Annotated in this window: 16 protein-coding genes; 13 read left to right on the plus strand and 3 right to left on the minus strand. The window is 50.1% G+C overall.

The features are described from left to right. The first annotated feature begins 120 nt into the window (after nucleotides 1-120). From ACR9FF_RS08410 to ACR9FF_RS08455, 10 genes are all read left to right on the plus strand, one after another. Nucleotides 121-1,554 carry a response regulator transcription factor gene (locus ACR9FF_RS08410; RefSeq protein ID WP_435170311.1) on the plus strand — a complete coding sequence of 478 codons (1,434 nt, stop codon included), beginning with the start codon at nucleotides 121-123 and terminating at the stop codon, nucleotides 1,552-1,554. Between the two features lie 30 nt (nucleotides 1,555-1,584). Beyond that, on the plus strand, nucleotides 1,585-3,381 hold the full coding sequence (locus ACR9FF_RS08415; protein ID WP_435170313.1) for a cache domain-containing sensor histidine kinase: 1,797 nt from the start codon (nucleotides 1,585-1,587) through the stop codon (nucleotides 3,379-3,381). Nucleotides 3,382-3,493: 112 nt separating this feature from the next. Further along, nucleotides 3,494-4,333 (plus strand): AraC family transcriptional regulator, encoded by an 840-nt coding sequence (locus ACR9FF_RS08420; RefSeq protein ID WP_435170315.1) that lies wholly within the window; start codon nucleotides 3,494-3,496, stop codon nucleotides 4,331-4,333. A gap of 165 nt (nucleotides 4,334-4,498) precedes the next feature. Next, on the plus strand, nucleotides 4,499-5,452 hold the full coding sequence (locus ACR9FF_RS08425; RefSeq protein ID WP_435170317.1) for a glycoside hydrolase family 43 protein: 954 nt from the start codon (nucleotides 4,499-4,501) through the stop codon (nucleotides 5,450-5,452). A gap of 165 nt (nucleotides 5,453-5,617) precedes the next feature. Continuing rightward, on the plus strand, nucleotides 5,618-7,363 hold the full coding sequence (locus tag ACR9FF_RS08430; protein WP_201004310.1) for an extracellular solute-binding protein: 1,746 nt from the start codon (nucleotides 5,618-5,620) through the stop codon (nucleotides 7,361-7,363). Between the two features lie 96 nt (nucleotides 7,364-7,459). Further along, entirely contained in the window at nucleotides 7,460-8,374 is a 915-nt protein-coding gene (locus tag ACR9FF_RS08435) for an ABC transporter permease (RefSeq protein WP_127496044.1), read from the plus strand. 19 nt (nucleotides 8,375-8,393) lie between these two features. Continuing rightward, nucleotides 8,394-9,293 (plus strand): carbohydrate ABC transporter permease, encoded by a 900-nt coding sequence (locus ACR9FF_RS08440; RefSeq protein ID WP_127496043.1) that lies wholly within the window; start codon nucleotides 8,394-8,396, stop codon nucleotides 9,291-9,293. 22 nt (nucleotides 9,294-9,315) lie between these two features. After that, nucleotides 9,316-11,067 carry a glycoside hydrolase family 2 protein gene (locus ACR9FF_RS08445; protein WP_435170320.1) on the plus strand — a complete coding sequence of 584 codons (1,752 nt, stop codon included), beginning with the start codon at nucleotides 9,316-9,318 and terminating at the stop codon, nucleotides 11,065-11,067. Nucleotides 11,068-11,165: 98 nt separating this feature from the next. Further along, nucleotides 11,166-11,699, plus strand: a complete 534-nt coding sequence (locus ACR9FF_RS08450) for a hypothetical protein (protein ID WP_435170322.1) — start codon at nucleotides 11,166-11,168, stop codon at nucleotides 11,697-11,699. Nucleotides 11,700-11,965: 266 nt separating this feature from the next. Beyond that, the gene (locus ACR9FF_RS08455; protein ID WP_435170324.1) at nucleotides 11,966-14,020 is read left to right on the plus strand and encodes a GxGYxYP domain-containing protein; all 2,055 of its coding nucleotides are present in this window, start codon (nucleotides 11,966-11,968) and stop codon (nucleotides 14,018-14,020) included. Here the strand turns inward: ACR9FF_RS08455 and ACR9FF_RS08460 are convergent. From ACR9FF_RS08460 to ACR9FF_RS08470, 3 genes are all read right to left on the minus strand, one after another. Beyond that, the gene (locus ACR9FF_RS08460) at nucleotides 13,926-14,360 is read right to left on the minus strand and encodes a hypothetical protein (RefSeq protein WP_435170326.1); all 435 of its coding nucleotides are present in this window, start codon (nucleotides 14,358-14,360) and stop codon (nucleotides 13,926-13,928) included. The two genes, ACR9FF_RS08455 and ACR9FF_RS08460, sit on opposite strands and share 95 nt — an antisense overlap. A 136-nt stretch (nucleotides 14,361-14,496) precedes the next feature. Further along, nucleotides 14,497-14,706 (minus strand): hypothetical protein, encoded by a 210-nt coding sequence (locus ACR9FF_RS08465; protein WP_435170328.1) that lies wholly within the window; start codon nucleotides 14,704-14,706, stop codon nucleotides 14,497-14,499. 30 nt (nucleotides 14,707-14,736) lie between these two features. Continuing rightward, complete coding sequence (locus ACR9FF_RS08470; RefSeq protein WP_435170330.1) at nucleotides 14,737-15,393, minus strand: transcriptional regulator; 657 nt, start codon at nucleotides 15,391-15,393, stop codon at nucleotides 14,737-14,739. A 302-nt stretch (nucleotides 15,394-15,695) separates the two neighbouring features. Between ACR9FF_RS08470 and ACR9FF_RS08475 the strand changes: the two genes are divergently transcribed. From ACR9FF_RS08475 to cysI, 3 genes are all read left to right on the plus strand, one after another. After that, a complete protein-coding gene (locus ACR9FF_RS08475) occupies nucleotides 15,696-16,685 on the plus strand; it encodes a cell wall hydrolase (protein ID WP_435170332.1) in 990 nt (329 codons plus the stop codon). Between the two features lie 333 nt (nucleotides 16,686-17,018). After that, entirely contained in the window at nucleotides 17,019-18,878 is a 1,860-nt protein-coding gene (locus ACR9FF_RS08480; protein WP_435170334.1) for an assimilatory sulfite reductase (NADPH) flavoprotein subunit, read from the plus strand. 71 nt (nucleotides 18,879-18,949) lie between these two features. Next, nucleotides 18,950-20,674 (plus strand): assimilatory sulfite reductase (NADPH) hemoprotein subunit, encoded by a 1,725-nt coding sequence (cysI, locus tag ACR9FF_RS08485; RefSeq protein ID WP_201004325.1) that lies wholly within the window; start codon nucleotides 18,950-18,952, stop codon nucleotides 20,672-20,674. Nucleotides 20,675-20,702 lie beyond the last annotated feature (28 nt).

Raw genomic sequence — 20,702 nt, forward strand, 5'->3', positions numbered from 1 at the left:
GACAAGCCTATGGACTTTAGGGTCCATAGGCCTTTGTCCATATAAAGAGAATGGCTGCGATTTGTTCCTGGTTACCGAGTTCCCACGATTATGACGAGAAGAACCTATCGGGAGGTACTTATGTATAGTGTCATTATTGTAGATGATGAGCCATGGGCGATTAAAGGAATAAGGAATGCCTTTGACTGGGGCAAACACGGATTTGAAATAGCCGGTCAGTTCACAAGCGTTCATAAAGCATTTGAGTTTATATGCGATGAAAATCCCGACCTGATCGTTACGGACATTAGAATGCCTGAAATTTCCGGGCTAGAGCTCATGAGGATGACCAGAGAAAAGGGCAAGCATGCCGACTTTGTAGTTGTAAGCGGTTTCGCCGAATTTTCCTATGCGCAGGAGGCAATAAGATACGGGGCGCTGGATTATTTCTTGAAGCCTATCGATATCGAGTTGGCGGAAACCTTAATTAATAAGCTGGCGGTCCATTTCGCTAACAAAAGAGGTCACCGTAATAGCCTTATCCTGGAAGCGTTAATGTCGGCGGACAAACATGAATTGAGCCGTTTAACTCCTTTTTTTGATCCTTCTTCTAAGGATGACTATTATCGTGCGCTTATTCTTTATTCGAATCGTGAACAAATCGGCGGCAAAAAGAGGTTTGATGTCAAGCATGCCTTGGAGATCGAGCTGGGATCAAGGAAAACGTTATATATACTAAAAAGCAGCCAATTGGCGGATTTGAAGGGACTTGATTTGGCGAGTTTGGCGGGAACAGATATTAAAGCTGCGGGAATCAGCAGCATCTCGAATCATTACAAGGATCTTGCCAAGCTGATCAAGGAATCCGACCTGGCGGCCTCAAAGGTCTTTTTAAATGAGGATGAAAAGGGTTTATTCGAATTCGAGCAAAAGCTGAATACAGTCAAGCCTTTTATAGATAGCATTTCCGTCATTATTCAGGAGAAACAATTCGAAGCTTTGGAAGATACCATGGGGAGGCTCAAAAACGACTTCAGCAAAAATAACGCGGGCATGGGGGAGGTAGTATATTTATGGAATCAGGTGGTCGGCGTATTATTGGCTTCCTTTTACGAGGAACTGAAAGACATGGAGCTTGGCTTCCTGAATTATTCAGAGCTCAAGGAGCGCTTCGAGAACTTTGAGTCCTTATGCGGTTTTTTGTATGATGTCCTTCTCTATATCAGGCAGTTGAACCGTCAATGCGTCAGCGAAGGCGATATCGGCTCCTATTTCGCCCAGATGGTGAAATATATCGATAATCACTATTCAACCAAGCTGTATCTAAAGGATTTATCTTCAAAGTTTTTCCTTAATCAGGTCTATTGCTGCCAGCTGTTCAAGAAAAACTTGGGGAAAACCTTCTCGGAATACGTCACGGAACTCAGGATAAACAAAGCCTGCGAGCTGTTGAAGCATACGGAAATGTCCGTTGAGGAAGTAGCATTAAAGGTCGGGATCATGGATTATTATTATTTCAATAAAGTATTCAAGAAGCAATGCGGAATAACCCCTGCAAAATACAGAAAATGCTGATTTTTAAATTAACGTATCGGAGTGGGCAGCTTGAAGATCAGCAGACTGAAGCTTAAACATCAAATCTTCCTTATCGTGTTGTTTACGGTCATCATCTTTACCTTTATGGAGGCTTATTTCTATTTCAGCTTTTATAATCTGACCCAGACAAGGGCTGCCAATTACGGCAATAAAATCATTGAGCAGACGCGCCAAAAGATCGATTCGGTTTTTAACGATATAAAGATCAGCACGAATACTGCTGTAGATAATAGAAAAATTCAGGAATTTACTACGGCGGATAACGATTACACGAGAGATATCGACATCGGCAATTACGTCATCGACTTAATGGAGTACATGAGATCCTTCAATTCCTATGTAAGCGGCATTGTCATTAACGATAATCAAGGCAGAAAGGTTTACAGCGTCGATTCGATAACCGGCGATATCTTTTTCCTGAATCAGTATAACGCGTTTATCGCTAAGTACAAAAACGACAGCGAAGCCTTAAAAGAAGGAAGGTTTACGGATTTGTTGAAAGACGGCAAATCAGGCAATAAATATTTCTTTTATGTGACACCTATTATCGAATCGATAGGCGGCGTTCATTTTTCGCAAAGAACCGGCTTTTGTTCCGTTATGGTCAATATCGGAAAGCTGCAGGAACTGATTGAAAACACGGAGCTTACGCCCCACTCCGCCCTGTATGTTCTGAACAGCAGCAACGAAGTGATAGCTTCCAACCAGGCAGGCTTCCGCGGCGTTTTGTTCGAGGATATCCTGTCGGCGGACCGGAACAGCTTAACAAGCGGAGTGAAAACGGAGATTAACGGGGAGAAGGTTATCGTCCAGGAGAAAGGTCTGGAACAAGCAGACGGTTGGAGCATTGTCAGTATTATCCCGGTCCATGAATTGACGGAGGACATGAACCCCATTAAACATAACAGCATAATAGCCGGAGTCGGAATCATACTGAGTCTCTTTATTCTGGGTTATTTCTTTTTAAACAATTTGACGCGGCCGGTTATGGGTCTTGTAGCGGACATGAGGAAAATCGGCAAGCGGGAGGGCTTCAGAGTAAAGGTCCGATCGACGAATGAAGTCGGGGTATTGGCTTACGATATCAATCGGATGATTGACAAAATGGAGAATATGTCCAGCCATGTTATTAGCACGCAAGCACGATTATACGAATCGGAGCTGAGCAAGAAGCAGGCGGAGTTTTCTGCTCTGCAAAGCCAGATCAATCCGCATTTTCTCTATAATACTTTAAATTGCATCAGCGGCATCGGGCTGGAATACGGCAGCAAGGAAATCGCCCAAATTACCTCGTGTATGTCCAAGATTTTTCGCTACAGCGTGAAAGAGGATGAAGTGGTACGGATCAGCGAGGAAATCGAATGCATTAAGGCTTATTTGAATATTATCTCTATTCGATATGAGAACAAATTTGCAATGGAAGTACGGATAGACGAGAAGCTGATGAACCTGCAAACACCAAAAATGATTTTGCAGCCCATTGTGGAAAATGCTGTTTACCACGGGCTTGAGAGAGTGGATGCCGAAGGAGAGCTTAAGGTGAGCGGCCACTTCGATGCCAATGGAGACATATGCTTTGCGGTAACGGATTCGGGAAGAGGAATGGATGAGGACAAGCTTGAGCGCCTAAGAGAGAAGCTGAATACGGAGCATTCGGATAGAGGGTCCGGGAAAAGTATCGGTCTGCCGAATATAAATAACCGAATAAAGCTGCTGTTCGGAGAAGGCTACGGCGTAGTAGACATCGTTAGCCGGTTGGGATGCGGAACGACCATAATTGTCAAAATACCAGCTTTGGAAAAATAAATTTGACCACCTTCCATACATCCTTTTCCTTGAGCATCTCTTGAAATTATTGCTATAATTTCCTAATAGAGCTTCAGGAGATAGAGCATGCAAAGGAAAAGGGGGATGGAAGATGGAGCAATGCAATGAAAGCTTTATTATTAGCATCGACCGTTTCAAGCCGCATACCTTTCATTTGGAAGAGGGAGACGGTCTTTTTATCTCGCATTCTCATGATTACGACGAATTGACTTTGGTTCTGGATGGAGAAGGCTATTACAGTTCCCCGGAACAAAACATTAAGGTGCGCGCGGGCAGCTTGATCCTGATTCCTCCCGGACTGCATCACGGCTTTGTATGCACGAAGCCTTGGAGAGGAGTATCCGTTCATTTCAGCCATGATCGGATTCCGCTCCAATCCCGTTTTCTGTTTCAAACCGGATATGAATGTAATCGAATTCATCCTATTCAGCTGGATGAAGAGGATACCGATTGGGCGAAAATCAGCTTTAGCCAGCTGGAGAAGGAATGGAAGAAGGATACGCGCAGCATGGATTCCTTCAATATAATGCGAATTGCTTTCGAGACGGTAATCGTCTTATTTCAGCGGTATCAAGCTCTTACTTCCCAAACAGCCGGCGGCAAAAATGATCAGACGATTATTCAGGAAGTATTGAAGGAAATTCACGCCAGGTTCTACAGTCAGCTTACGGTTCATGAGCTGGCCTCCAAGCATTTCGTATCGGAGAGCAATTTGCGCAAGAAGTTTACGGAGATCGTTGGCGTATCGCCGAAGCAATATATGATTAACCTGCGGATGGAGGAGGCGAAGCGTCTGCTGCGGCAGACCGACAAAGCCATCGAATCGATTTCCTCCGAAGTCGGCTTTACCTCCTCCAGCCGATTTTATGATTTCTTCGTGAAAGCGGTTGGGGTAACCCCGTTCGAATGGCGCAAGCAAAACATGAAATAACAAATTTGATAAAGCCGACTCTTTTTCGACCGTCGAAACCGATTTGGCTATTCCGTTTTTTGAATAAAAAATAAAGCGCTTTCGCAATTGTTCGCCGAGGGGAGACTCCTAGATAATAGGAGATGCAAGACGTAATGATGAAGGAGCAAGAAAAGGAGAGAGTAGATGACTAAGGCTAAGACATTCCGCAACCCTATTGTTGCAAACGCTGGCGATCCATGGGTGTATAAGCATACGGACGGTTATTACTACTACATGTGTACGCTGGGAAGCCGTCTGGAACTGACGCAATCCGCCAGCTTGACCGGACTTGCGGGGGGGCGCAAACAAACGATTTGGACACCTGAGGCCGGAGGCCCGTTCAGCAGTAATTTGTGGGCGCCGGAAATTCACTTCCTGAATAACAAATGGTACATCTACTACACCGCTAACGATGGAGGAGGGGATGATACCCGCCGGATTTGCGTCCTGGAGAATGAGCAGGCGAATCCGCTTGAAGGCGAGTGGACGTGGAAGGGCGCGTTGCAGACTCCCGTACCCGGTCTGGACGGAACCGTTCTCGAGATGGGAGAGCAGCTGTACTTCCTGTACGCCGGATATGGTCACTTTCCGGATTACGGATCAGCCATTTATATCATGCGAATGACGAATCCGTGGACCTTAACCGGAGAGCAGACCTTGCTGACGGCACCAACCCTGGAATGGGAGAAGCAGGGCGGAATGGCGATTAACGAGGGACCTGTTATGCTGAAGCGTAACGGAAAGGTGTTTCTTGTTTATTCCGCCAGCACGACCTGGTCTGAGGATTATTCGCTTGGAATGCTGACCATGGAGGATTCGGCGGATCCGATGGCTGCCGATTCCTGGACGAAAAAGATGCAGCCGGTATTTAAGAAAAGCGTGGAGAACGGGGTATACGCGACCGGACATAACAGCTTTACCAAGTCGCCTGACGATCAGGAGGATTGGATTGTTTTCCATGCGCTGCATGCGCCCGGAGTGGAGACCAAGCATCGTGCGACCCGTATTCAGAAGTTCGGCTGGCATCCGGACGGATCGCCTGATTTTGGAGTGCCTTACGGGGATACGTTTGCATTAAACGTGCCATCGGGGGAATAAGGAACAGCTCTTTTTTTTGTCAATTGATACATTAATTCTGTAACCAAATAGTTTTTCTGAGAGGCAAAACGAAAGGAAAGCTCTTGAATACGCAGGATTTGATAAGATTAGTGCTATTAATTCCATGATTTAAAAATGAAAACGTTGACATTAAGGGGGATAAATATGGGAACGATGAAGAAACGTTTGCTTAACCTGTTGCTGGTATCCGTATTGACCGGTTCCGCTCTGGCCGCCTGCAGCAACAACAATAACGATCCGAAGGAGTCCTCGGATCCGGCAGCAACAACCGATAGCTCGCAGGCGCCGGCAGAGACGACGGCTTTCTCGGATATCAGCCCAACGATCCGCGGCAATAAAACCCCAACCCAAGAGCAAATGGATGAAGTCAACAACACATTAAACGATACTTATCTCGGTGATCTGTACGACGAGAAAATTCCAAGCCATTATGACGCTTATCCTTATAAAAAGGATGTCACGCTGGACGTATGGCTGCCAGCCGATTCCCAAATTCCGGATATGAACAATCAGGTGGTTCAGAAGCAGGTTGAGAAATTAACCGGCATCAAGGTGAATTTCATTACGCCTCCGGTTGGACAGGAAGCGGACGCGTTTACGCTGATGATGTCTTCGGGCGAGCTGCCGGACATTATCATCGAGCCGGAACGTTACCCGGGCGGACTTGAAGCGGGCGTTAAAGACGGCGCTTATCTGGATCTAACGGATTACATGGATAAATACGCTCCGAACTACAGCGAATGGCGCAACTCCGATGAGACCAGAAGAAAAACGACGGTAACGGACAGCGGCAAGCTGCTGGGCTTCTACGGCATCGCTCCTTATTCCGAATGGATGTGGTTCGGCATGCTGATCAAGAAGGAAGCGCTTGAGAAGACCGGGCTCGAAGTGCCGAATACGATTGATGAATGGCATACGTTCCTGACCAAAGCGAAGGAAGTCGGCTACAGCGAGCCGCTCAACTACGGTTCCACTTACGGCCAGATCTTTACCGGCATCATTAACGGTGCTTACGGCGTATGGGACTGGACGTTTATGGATGCGGACGGCAAGGTGCAATGGGGGCCAGCGCAGCCTAAAGCGAAGGATTACCTCGCTACGATGCAGCAATGGAACAAAGAGGGACTGCTGAACAAGGACTGGGCGACGGCGGACTTCAATCAGCGGATGGCAAGCGCCATTTCGGATAAAACAGCCGTTATGATGGATTCTCCGGATACGATGTGGAGCTACTGGAAGCAGCAGAACAATATTGACTTCGTAGGCGCGTTGAACCCGGTTCTGAATGCCGGCGACAAGGCGGCTACCACTTACAAGAACTTCAAAAGAACAGGCCGTTCCGCAGCAATTACAACGCAGGCCGATGACGTGGAAGCGGCTATGAGATGGCTTGATTTTGCTTACAGCAAGAAGGGCTGGGAAATTCTGAACTACGGCGAATACGGCAAGGTGCATCTGGTTGACGAGACAGGCAAGCCTTACTTCCAGCCGGACAGCTACATTTACAAAGATCCGGACGGTCAGCCGGTGGCGACAACCCTTGTGAAATACCGCATGCACTCTTGGCCGGATATCCGCGACGAGCATAACTCCAACCCGCTTATCGTAGCGGAAGGCAGCTACTCGGGCGACATCCGGAAAACCTGGACGGAAAATATGGACACAAGCGTAGCGATGCCTCCGATTACGTTCACGACGGAAGAAGCCTCCCGCGAGGCGGAGCTTGGCAACCAGCTGTCGACGCTGCGCAATGAATATTTTGCCAAAATCATTAAGGGCCAGCTGCCGGTTGATGCCTACGACAAATTCCTGAGCGAAGCGAAAAAGATGGGGCTTGACGAGTTCCTGAGCATCCATCAGGCTGCGCTTGACCGGTATAACGCACGGTAATTTCAAGCTCAGGTTCATACAGGAGAGAAACGGGCATGGCTGTCTGCTTAATCGGCAGGCGGCGATGCCCTACCTGGGAAATAAGGCGGTGGATGCATGAGAACGGGTCAAATCATCAAAAAGGACGTTAGAAAAAACTGGTTTGTCTATTTATTGGCGGTACCTGTCATCGCATGGTTTGTTATTTTCTGCTATGGGCCGATGTGGGGGCTGCTGATCGCGTTCAAAGACTTTAAGCCTCTGCTGGGCTTCTCGAACAGCGATTGGGTAGGCTTGAAGCATTTTATCGATTTCTTCGAGGGTCCGTATTTCTGGCGGGTCGTTAAAAATACGCTGCTTCTGAACGTATGGGGACTTGCTTTTGGCTTTACCGCTCCGATTATTCTGGCGTTATTGCTCAACGAAATCCGCGACGGCAAATTCAAGAAGCTGGTACAGACGATCACTTACATGCCGCATTTTATCTCCCTGGTTGTCGTCTGCGGGATGATTCATATTTTCACGGCGGATGAAGGGGTTATTACCCAGCTGCTTCAGCTGATCACGGGCAAGGAATATACCTCTTTGCTCGGGTATTCCCAATTTTTTAGGCCGATCTATACGTTCTCCGACATCTGGCAGACGATCGGGTGGTCCAGCATTATTTATCTCGCCGCCATGAGCTCGATCGACTCGACGCTGTACGAAGCGGCGGATATGGACGGAATCGGCCGGCTGAAGAAAATGTGGCATATTACGCTGCCGCAGATCAGCCCGGTCATTATCATTCTGTTTATCTTTGCCGTAGGCGGCATTATGGCATCCAGCTATGAGAAGATTATCCTTCTCTACAATCCGCTTACCTACGATAGAGCCGATGTTATTGCTTCCTATGTCTACCGGAGAGGCTTGCGCGAAGCGAGCTTGAGCTATTCGACGGCCGTAGGTCTTATCAGCTCGTTAGTCAATTTTGCCCTGCTCTGGGTAACGAACAAAATAGCAAGCCGCAAATCCGAAGTGAGCTTATGGTAGAAAGGGGGAGGCCTTTACGATGAAATATCATTCGATCAGCAGCAGAGCATTTGATGTCATGATCTATGTCCTGCTCACGGTTTTAACATTGTGCTGCCTGTATCCGATCGTCCATATCATCTTCGCTTCCGTCAGCGATCCGGCGAGACTGGTTGCGCATAAAGGCGTTTTGCTTAAGCCGCTTGGCCTTACGATTGACGGCTACAAGCTGATTTTTAAGGATAACAGTCTATTGGTCGGCTACAAGAATACAATCTTGTATGTAGGGCTTGGAACGCTGGTGAATATGCTCATGACGATTATGGGCGCTTTCGTGCTGTCCAGACGCGATTTATACTTCAAGAAATATATCATGATCATTATTACCGTGACGATGTTTTTTGGCGGCGGTTTGATTCCGTGGTTCTTATTAATGAAGGATATCGGGCTGTACAACAATCTGTGGGCCATGATTCTGCCTACGGCGCTGAATACGTGGAATATGATCGTGCTCCGTACCGGCTTCCAGTCGATTCCGACCGAGCTCGAGGAAGCGGCGATTATCGACGGCGCAAGCCAGCTGAAGCTGCTCGTAAACGTTATTCTGCCGCTGTCCAAGGCGACGCTCGCCGTTATTTTCCTTTATTATCTCGTAGGCAATTGGAACTCCTGGTTTAACGCGATGGTGCTGCTGAAGGACCGCGACCAGTTCCCACTGCAGCTGCTGCTTAAGGAAATTCTGGTCGCGAACGATTCCACGGCTACGACTCAGGGCAGCGCCGGCGGCGTTGTGATCGACAGCGCATCCAGCGCGACCGCATTCCGGGAATTGGTGAAGTATTGCACAATCGTATTTTCCACGCTGCCGATTCTGATGGTGTATCCATTCCTGCAGAAATATTTCGTAAAAGGCGTCTATGTCGGTTCAATTAAAGGCTAAATGCAAAGGAGCTTGCTAACTTATGAAACTTACGATTCCCCGCCCCGAATATCCGCGTCCTCAGTGGGTTCGGCCTGATTGGATCAACCTGAACGGGCAATGGCAGTTCGAGATTGACCATGGCAAAAGCGGCAAGGAGCGCGGCTTCCAGGAGCCCGGTCTTGAGCTGTCCGGTACGATTACCGTGCCGTTCTGCCCGGAGAGCAAGCTCTCGGGCGTGGAATACAAGGATTTTATGGCAGCGGTCTGGTACAAAAGAGAAATTAATCTTCCGGATGATTGGGCAGAAGACGGGCGAGTGCTGCTTCACTTTGGCGCCGTGGATTACGAGGCGGAGGTATGGGTGAACGGTACGGCAGCGGGCAAGCACCGCGGCGGTTATTCCTCCTTCAGCTTTGACATTACTTCCGCGGTCGCGGCGGGGAGCAATGTGATTACCGTATACGCGGTAGACGAGCAGCGTTCGGGACGCCAGCCGCGGGGCAAGCAATGCGGAGGGTATTACTCTTCAGGCTGCGACTATACCCGAACAACGGGAATCTGGCAGACGGTATGGCTGGAGCGGGTGCCGGTGGCCTATTTGGCAGGTATGAAGCTTGTCCCGGACCCGGACAACGCATGCGCGCACCTGGAGCTGCAGCTTGGCGGAAGCGGGGTTAAGTCCGGTACCAAGCTGGCTGTAAAAGCGTTGCATGAAGGCGATGCGGCGGGCGAAGCGGCGATTGCAGTAACCGGTCCGTCGGCGAAGCTGACTTTGCCGTTGACGGAGGTTCACCTTTGGCAGCCGGGCAGTCCGGAATTGTACGATCTGGAGATCAGTCTGGTTCGGGACGGGCAGATTCTTGATACGGTCCAGTCTTATTTCGGGCTTCGCTCGGTGAAGCTGGACGGAATGGCTTTCCGCATTAACGGCAAATCTGTATTCCAGCGGCTTGTGCTGGATCAGGGCTTTTACCCGGACGGTGTCTATACGGCTCCAAGCGACGAAGATCTCCGCAAGGATATCGAGATCTCGATGGGACTTGGTTTTAACGGCGCCAGGCTGCATGAGAAAATATTCGAGCCCCGTTTCCTGTACTGGGCGGATAAGCTTGGCTACCTCGTATGGGGCGAGCATGCCAACTGGGGATTGGACATTACGACTTCAGAGGGGCTCGCCGGCTTTTTGCCGGAATGGCTGGAAGGAATGGAACGCGATTTCAACCATCCCGCGCTTATTGGCTGGTGTCCGTTTAACGAGACTTGGGATAAGGACGGGACCAAGCAAAATAACGAGGTGCTCCGCATCGTCTATGAGATGACGAAGCGTATGGACCCGACGCGTCCAGTTATTGATACGAGCGGTAACTTCCATGTCGTCACGGATATATTCGACGTTCACGATTACGATCAGAATCCGGAGACGTTCCGGGCGAGATACGAGCCGATGAAGAAAGGCGGCGAGGTATTTAATACGTTTCCCAAGAGGCAGCAGTATGAAGGCCAGCCTTATTTCGTCAGCGAATACGGCGGAATCTGGTGGAATCCGGACCAGAAGGACGAGAAGTCGTGGGGCTATGGCGACCGTCCGGTATCGGAGGAGGACTTCCTTGCCCGCTATGCGGGATTAACGGATACGCTGCTCGATCATCCGATGATGTTCGGCTTCTGCTATACGCAGCTGTATGATGTGGAGCAGGAAGTAAACGGCCTTTACACGTACGACAGACGGGCGAAGTTTGACCCCGGGCTGATCCGCCGTATTAACAGCCGCAAGGCGGCAATAGAAGATTGAGCTGAGAGGCTTCCGGTTAACCGGAAGTCTCTTGTTTTGTTGCTAGAAGGAGGAATAGGGAGGGTCACTATTTAATAAGTAACTACGGGGTGATTTATATGAAAAAGCTAGGTATGCTCTTCTGCGTGTGCTTGCTGTTACTTACCGGATGTCAGAGCTCCAATGATGGGCTTGCCAAAGCCCAGGAGAAGATTGAGCAATCCAATCTCTCTTTTAAAATTCCGAAACTAGACGGATATGAAGTTAATTATGTGCAACTCGTCGGTCCGCCAAAGGATGAGCGGGGAAAGGCCATCGGAGACAAGCAAGAGGTTCTTGTTGCTTACACCAATCATAAAGGTAAGCTGATTAAGCCGGCAGACGAACAGAAAGCAAATAAGGATAGGGACATCCTATATGGACCTTATCAAGGTGAAACGTTCATTACGGTAACTTATAGTAATTTTAAGTCTGATCTGGACAATAGTCAGGAAACGATAATAGGCGGCGAGCAAGTTCGGAGAGCAGCTGCAGGCGAACGAACCTTACTGGTATTTAACGGCGGGGAAGGTTCAATAACGTTGGAGTATAACAAATTAGATGAAGCAGCTATTACAAAATTGACTGAACAGGTAATCAAGGAGAACAAATAGATCTAACCGATTAAGACTTCCGGATTTCCGGAAGTCTTTTTTTGTCATTTAAAGGAATTGTCGGTCTCCTTCTTAAGACCCTAAAGCGGACGTAAAGCACTATTTATTTGGTAATTTTTGTCGAAGTTATTGAAATGACATATACAATATATATAATATGTCTTGTGTGTGAGCCACAGCTATGATGCACCGCTAGGAGGTGGGAAGCCAGCGTTTCGTTTTCGAACTTGCAGCATCACTAATTAAACCATAAGAGGTGTGAGAACATGATTCGAAAGTTAACGGCAATCAGTCTAGCCATTGTCAGTACGCTGTCTTTCACGGCGGCAGGATCGTATGCCGATCCGCAGCCGGCGGCACAAGGATCCACCATTTCATGGCCGGATAAACAACAGCTTCCGACCTTCAAGCAGCCTAAGCAGCTGGAGGTTGCGGACATTTATGACGCTCCGGGCGACGTGAAGCTTATGCTGTCTACCCTGCAGGGGATCGTCAACCGTAAGGAGCCCCGTATCTACCTGCTGGAAAGCAAGGAAGAAGGCAAGTATAAATGGCTGAATGATCTGGACGTCGACTATAAAGTGCGCGACGATTATTTCGACCTTTTGAAAAAGTTCCAAAAAGAAGTAAAGGGTATCATTATCTACGATCCTAACGTACCGGATTCCGTTAACGTGGCTACAACGCTTGCCGGACTTCGCGACGGCGTGGCCGTAAGCCCGGAGCTGGGCGCAAAGCTGCAAGCCGCACCGTATAATTTCAAAGTAATCGAGGATCTTCAAGGCAAATTCAAAGACCGCGTAGATGCTTATACATGGGAGTACGAGAATTTGTGGAAGGAAACAAGCCACCGGATGCTGGTTGGCTTGAGTCCGGAAGTATCCGCTCGTCCGCCTGCGAATCAGCCTGATACGTACAAGGTTGTAGCGCAGGAGAAGACGGAAGAGCGCGATGCCAAAAACCGTCAAGTATACGATCTGGACTTGTCTTCGTTTTTGGCAAAACCTGATGTGTACGTGAAGTTCGGGGATGCTTTCACCCAGGACGGCTGGGGATCGGCCGTTCACGAGATTACGGTGAAGGCTGACGGCGTAGAGGTTGCGCACTTCCTGCCGGGTACGGATGCAGAGAAGCCTTTCCTGTACGACCCGCAGAGCTCCCAGGTATCTTCGGGCAGCGGCGGCCACCGCTTTGCGGACGGCGGCAACTACTTCACTTACAAGTTCACGCCGCCTGCGGGCACGAAGGCTCTAACCATGTCGGTTGAGATGTGGAATGAGTACAAGGTGAGCGCGACCAATGACCAGCCGTTCTCTTCCCTGACGAAGGAGCCATACGGTTACCTGCGCGATTACGCGGTAGCGAACAAAGCGATGGTCTTCTGGCTGGATTCCAATGATCCGGCGGAGAAGGAGCTGTTCGAGAAAATCCTGTCCGATGTGAAGCCGGGAACGCCGTACCTCGGATGGTTCAGCAACGATTTCCAAGGCGAGTTTAGCGGCGTAGAGGTTGCTTCGAATCATGGCGTATACGTGCTTGCGGCGGACTGGTTCAGCAATATGACCGTGTTCTCCGGCACGAAGCCGGAATTCTCGAAGCCTAAAGCTCCGAAGCCGGTGAAGCTGGATAACAAAATTTACGTAACGTATACCTTCAGCGAAGGCGACAACCTGCAATATAACCAGCATAGACTGCGGAATTTGTGGGATGATCCAAAACGCGGCCAGGTGCCGATCAACTGGACTTCCAGCCCGCTGCTCTACGATGCCGCTCCTGCCATGCTGAATTACTTCTATGGCACGGCAACGGCTAACGACCAGATTATCGCGGGTCCTTCCGGAGCGGGTTACTTCTATCCGGCAGCTTGGCCGGAGAAGGCTCTTACCGATTATCTGAAAAACACGAAAGACTACCTGAAGAAAACCGGCATGAACATTCCGTATGTGCTTAACCGTCTGAATGGCGAAAACCTGCCGCTCAGCAAAGCGAACAATGCGGCATACCGCGATCAATATGAAGTGCCTGGCCTGTTCATCGGCTGGGATAACTTCACCAAGGTAGACATTGTTGACGGTGTTCCAACGTCCAACATTCAAGGCGTAGGCTCCGTAAACGATACGAAAAAAGCTCTCGCGGACGCCAAAGCGAAATGGGACGGCAAATCGCCTCTCTTCGTATCCCTCGGCATCCTGGCATGGGGCATGACGCCAACCGATCTGGCGAACGTTACAGCCGAGCTTGGTCCTGAGTACCAAGTGGTCCTCGCCGACCAATACTTCTCGCTGATCCGCGACGCCAACGGCTTGCCGGTGAAAAAGTAACCTGATCCAGACAAAGACCTCCGGGGTTCCCGGAGGTCTTTGTTATTTCCGAGCCAAGCAGTCCGTCCGAGCCAAGCAGTCCGTCCGAGCCAAGCAGTCCGTCCGAGCCAAGCAGTCCGTCCGAGCCAAGCAGTCCGTCCGAGCCAAGCAGTCCGTCCGAGCCAAGCAGTCCGTCCGAGCCAAGCAGTCCGTCCGAGCCAAGCAGTCCGTCCGAGCCAAGCAGTCCGTCCGAGCCAAGCAGTCCGTCCGAGCCAAGCAGTCCGTCCGAGCCAAGCAGTCCGTCCGAGCCAAGCAGTCCGTCCGAGCCAAGCAGTCCGTCCGAGCCAAGCAGTCCGTCCACATTGCCTGACCGTCCGCACCAAGCTGTCCTTCACTCGCTAACGAAACGTAGTAACCTTATTTGTGACAATTTAGCTGTCTGCCAAATCTAACGAAACTTGGTAACGTTATTTGGCGCATTAGAGACCACTTGGTGCTCAAAAGCAGTAAATAGCGATCTGTAGTTTCGTTAGAATTTCAAAAGACCGAAAATCGGGCGAATAGCGATACGGCCGCAACAACAGCCGCAACAACAGCCGCAACAACAGCCGCAACAACAGCCGCAACAACAGCCGCAACAACAGCCGCAACAACAGCAACAACAGCAACAACAGCAACAACAGCAGCACCAGCAGCACCAGCAGCACCAGCAACTCAGACTAGCGAGCGAACCATCATCACACCCGTAAAGCGTATGTACGATACCGCTGTTTACCGCTGGCTACTATTAGAAGTCTGAGGTCGACCAGATTGGCTAGAATCCGGCGTGCATATTGGTCCGAAACCCGCAGATGGGCAGCGAGCTCGGAAGGAACAAACGGCCGCAGCAGTCTTCTGGCGTAACGGATGGTCTCTGCTTCAAGACAGCCCAACGACTCCGGAGCATCCGATGCAATGAACTTGCCTATAAAAGAAAGCACGAGCTGTTGGCAGCGCTTAGGTTCCTCAACGATGGAGAGGTAAGCAACCGGAAGGAACAGCCAGTTGTCCAAAGCGAGCAGGCAATGCCGCCAGCACAGATCCTTAAACCGCCGCACATCCAGGTCCCGGGCATGAGGCCCGTAGCCTTGGATTTCTATGCCGCCTTTTGCGTCTCCTCCAGGCATATAAGCTAAATCGAGATAGCGATAACCGTTGTGGAAATCTTGCACCTCCCACTCCGGGTAGAGGTGTTTGAAGCTGCCGACTGCCGGGAACCAGACTAAACGCAGAAATTCGATCGTGCCGTGTCCTAGTCCTTTTTCCAGCAATTCGCGTCTTCGTGGGTTGTTTTCCTCGCGAATCATGCTCTGCATCCATTCCTCAAAAGCTTGTTCGAATTTGATGATGACCATCACATCCTTTTCTGAAAAGGGTCGTGAAGACAAACAAAAACGCCGCTTCGAAATCGTCTTATCACGGAGATAAAACGAAAATCAAAACGGCGTGTGCTTCACGACCAACTATTTATTAACAGTATAAATTAATAATAAATGAGAAACAAATCGCTCTTTTATGAGAAAAATGAAAGAATTTCTAGCGTATTTCAGCTTTTCTGTGAAAATGTTAATCCAAACTTCATATTTCCATGTGGTACAATTACCCAGAGCATGAATGGTTCAGGGCTTTATACCTACATTTATTCAAGGAGGTATATATGATCATACATAGCATGCAAAAATCTGTGAAGATCATGTCTTGTGTAATGGCTTTAGCGCTTCTCTGGCTTAGTGCTGGACCGCTTGCAAGCGTTTCTGCGGCAGAAGCGGGCGCAACGGTTCGGGTAAATGGCGAGAACGCGAAGCTGTCAGATTCCATTATTACACAAAAGAACAGAATGTATGTACCGGCAGCGCGCATTGCTACGATGCTTGGCGCCGAGATCAGCTGGGACAGCAATAATGAAGAACTTACAATAGATACAGCTTATAATGATGAAATTGTATTCGGCAATGGCGTACCTGTCGTATATTTCAACGACAACCGTTACAAGATGGATGCGGTACCGTTCATGGAAGACGGCAGAATGTATGTGCCTCTCCGCCAGCTGGCTGACGTGCTTCACGCAGATCTGACATGGGATACCGATTCGAATACGGCAAAGCTTACCGATGTGGACCGTGCAGCCGTAACCGATGAATACGGTCTTGCCGAGATCAGCAAGGAATACGGCATCAGCGCCGCGACTTTGCTCAAGCGCAACGGATTAAACAGCAAGGACCAGGTAAAGCCCGGAACAAAATTAAAAGTCGTTATCCCTTCATTCCTGGATAATCCGGCTTCTTCTTATTCGCAAAGCGATTTAACGCTGCTTGCGAAGATTTCCCAAATTGAAGCAGGCAGAGACTCCTACGAAGGACAGCTTGCCATTGCGAATGTTATTCTGAACCGGGTGAAGGACTCCCGTTTTCCGGATTCCATTCATGATGTAATCTACTCCGGCAAGCAATTCCCGCCAGCCCATAACGGACTGCTAGACAAGAGCAAGCCGAACGATAGCGCGCTTCGCGCAGCCAAGGATGCCTTGAACGGGAGAAATAACGTTTATGACGCCGTTTATTTCTACAATCCGAACGTCACCAGAGGATCGTTCTGGAGCAGCCTCGAGGTTGTAGCCAGAATCGGCGGACACAACTTCGCAAGATAACAGGATAAGATCATCGATGCACCTCATTTAATGAGGTGCTTTTTTTATATTAACTTTTACCCCTATCCGGAACAAGTTGAAACCTCTTACCGCTGCCTGATGCCTTGCAGGAAGAGAAGAAAAAGCATTTTACAGCCATAATTAGGGAAAAATCATGTCATATCAGTCCGTATACGCAGCTTTATAAATAAAAGTGATTAATATTACAGAATATCTTATAGACATTTTTCGACGAACGCATTGAACCTAACGAAAGCCTGCGTTAGTATTAAGTATAGTAAAAAACAGAGTGTCGAAGTCGGATTTTATAGATTGATGTGAGGTGGATGTTGTTTGCAACTTCAAGTGACGAATAGTCCGTTTACGGGCGAGCAGGCAGAACTGCTTAACAAGCTGCTCCCAACTTTAACAGGATCTCAAATGCAATGGCTGAGCGGTTATTTAGCTTTTTACGGCGCGGGCAATAACACGGCTCTGGCATCGGTTGCCGCGGGAGCCGCTATCGCGGAAGCGCCTGCGACTGCACTTTCCGTAGTACCTGCCGTGCCGCAAGGTCCTAAGGATGCTACCATTTTGTTCGGATCGCAAACAGGCAATGCGCAAAGATTGGCTGGCCGTCTTGCCGAGAAGCTGAAAGCGCAAGGCTTTGACGTAACGTTGTCGGCGATGAACAAGTTCAAGACCAACAAATTAAAAGAAGTCGGCTATTTGTTTATCCTCGCAAGCACGCATGGCGAAGGAGATCCGCCGGATAATGCCTTGACATTCTACGAATTCCTGCATGGCAAACGTGCACCGAAGCTGGAGGGCATGAAGTTCTCCGTGCTGGCTCTTGGCGACACATCGTACGAATTTTTCTGCAAAACAGGCGCAGACTTTGACTCCCGTCTCGCTGAGCTTGGCGCTGAACGTATCGTAGACCGCGTGGACTGCGACGTTGATTTCGAAGATGCGGCAGCCGGCTGGCTTGCGGCAGTCAGCGGAGCGGTTAGCGCTGCGCCATCGGCAGCGGCAGCTCCGCAAGGAGCTGCGGTATCGGCTTCCCCGGCAGCAGCCGGCGAGTCCGAATACTCCCGTTCGAATCCGTTTATGGCCGAAGTGCTGGACAGCTTGAACCTGAACGGCAGAGGCTCCGATCGCGAGACGCGCCATTTGGAGCTGTCGCTAGAAGGATCCGGTCTGACTTATGCGCCTGGCGATGCGGTTGGCGTATACGCGCAAAACGATCCTGCATTAGTAAACGACATCATCGCGCTTCTTAACTGGGATGCGAATGAGAAGGTTGTAACGGGTAAAGCCGGAGAGACTTCAGCGCTGCGTGAAGCTCTGCTCCACCATTATGAAATTACGGTATTAACGAAGCCGCTGCTGGAAAAAGCCGTCGCTTTCTCGGGCAATGCCAAGCTTGCCGAGCTTGTTAAACCGGAAAATAAAGAAGAATTGAAGGCGTACCTGAACGGACGCGATCTGCTTGACCTGTTCCGTGATTTCGCGCCTTGGACACTGAAAGCAGCGGATGTCGCAAACTTGCTCCGCAAGCTGCCTCCGCGTCTATATTCGATCGCAAGCAGCATCGAAGCGCATCCGGAAGAAGTGCATCTGACCATCCGCAAGGTGGAATACGAAGCGCATGGCCGCGACCGCAAAGGCGTATGCTCGGTATTTGTATCCGAACGTCTGCAGCCTGGCGACAAGCTGCCGATCTTTATCCAACAGAACCCGAACTTCAAACCGCCGGTTAGTCCGGAAACGCCTGTGATCATGGTTGGTCCGGGTACTGGCGTTGCACCGTTCCGCGCCTTCCTGGAAGAGCGCGAGGAATCGGGTGCCGAAGGCCAGACTTGGCTGTTCTACGGTGATCGCCATTTCGTAACGGACTTCCTGTATCAAACCGATTGGCAGCGCATGCTGAAGGACGGCGTATTGTCGAAGCTGGACGTAGCATTCTCCCGCGATACGGAAGAGAAGGTCTACGTGCAACACCGCATGCTGGAAAATGGCGCAGAGCTGTACAAGTGGCTGGAAAACGGCGCTCATGTTTATGTCTGCGGCGACGAGAAGCACATGGCGCATGACGTTCAATCCGCGCTCCTGACGATTATCGGCCAATACGGCGGCAAATCGCCTGAGGATGCGGCAGCCTACCTGTCCGCATTGCAAGAGCAAGGACGCTACCAACGCGACGTATACTAGGCGCTCGATCGGCAGCGCATAGCAAATAGATAAGTATGGGCCCATTACATGGGGCAAAGGAGCTAACAGCAATGGCAAAGAACCATAAAGTCGAGCCCGTCGGCGGACCGCCGAGCGACGTGGAACATCTGAAACTCGAAAGTAACTATTTGCGCGGTTCGTTGACCGACTCGCTGGCAAACCGGATTACAGGCGGACTTCCCGAGCTGGATAACCGACTTCTGAAATTCCACGGCAGCTACATGCAGGACGACCGCGATTATCGCAACGAGCGCGAGAAGCAAAAGCTCGAGCCGTATTATCAATTTATGCTTCGCGTCGTTACACCGGGCGGTGTAGCGACTCCGGAGCAATGGCTTCTGATGGACAGCCTGGCTGACAAATACGGTACAGGCAGCCTGAAGCTGACTACGCGTCAAGCGTTCCAGCTGCATGGGGTATTGAAATGGAACCTGAAGAAAACCATTCAAGAGATCAATGAAGCGATGCTGACGACGCTTGCCGCTTGCGGCGACGTTAGCCGTAACGTGATGTGCAACCCGAATCCGTACCAGTCGGAGCTTCATAGCGAAGTATTCTACTGGGCGCAGCAGCTGACATCGCATCTGGCGCCAAAAACGCCTGCTTACCATGAAATCTGGCTGGATGGCGAGAAGGTCGTAGACGGCGCGGAGCAAGGCGAGGTTGAACCGATTTACGGTCCGGTCTACCTGCCTCGTAAGTTCAAGATCGGTATTGCCGTACCTCCTTCGAATGACGTGGACGTGTACTCGCAGGATCTTGGCTTTATTGCGATCCTGGGCGAAGACGGCAAGCTTGCCGGCTTTAACGTCAGCGTTGGCGGCGGCATGGGCATGACGCATGGCGATACGGCGACTTACCCGCAGCTTGCTAAAGTCATCGGCTTTGTAACCCCTGATCAAGTATTGGATCTGGCGGAAAAAGTCGTGACGATTCAACGCGACTACGGAAACCGTTCCGTACGCAAATACGCTCGTTTCAAATATACGATTGACCGTCACGGCCTTCCTTGGTTCATGGATGAGCTGCAGGACCGTCTGGGCTGGGAGCTTGCTCCTGCCCGCGAATTCCGCTTCGAGCATACGGGCGACCGTTACGGCTGGATTAAAGGAAAAGACGGCAAATGGAATCTGAATCTGTATGTTCAAGCCGGCCGCGTGGTTGATACGGAAGACAATAAGCTGAGATCGGCGCTTCGCGAAATTGCGAAGATTCATACGGGGGATTTCCGTTTAACGGCTAACCAGAACCTGGTTATAGCGAACGTTACGGCTCAGAAGAAGACCAAAATCGTTGCTATATTGAAGGAATTCGGCATTGCGGAAGGCTCGAACTATTCGGCGCTCCGCCGCAGCGCATTGTCCTGCGTAGCCCTTCCAACCTGCGGTCTTGCCATGGCGGAAGCAGAGCGTTACCTGCCGTCGCTGATCGACCGTCTGGAACCAATCCTTGCTAACGCGGGACTCCGGGACCAAGAGATCAACATTCGGATGACGGGCTGCCCGAACGGCTGCGCGCGTCCGGCGCTTGGCGAAATTTCGTTTATCGGCAAATCGCCTGGCAAATACAACATGTACATGGGCGCAGGCTTCGCGGGCGACCGTCTCAGCAAGATGTACAAAGAAAACATCGGCGAAGACGAAATCATTGATACCCTTACACCTATCATCAACCGTTATGCAGCTGAACGGAACCAAGGCGAGAATTTTGGCGACTTTGTTATCCGTGCGGGTTACGTGAAGGCTGTAACGGACGGAACGAACTTCCACGACTAACAGCAAAGCGGTGCAGAGAACAACCTCT

The sequence above is a fragment of the Paenibacillus glycanilyticus genome (assembly GCF_051200795.1).
GTDB lineage: Bacteria > Bacillota > Bacilli > Paenibacillales > Paenibacillaceae > Pristimantibacillus > Pristimantibacillus glycanilyticus.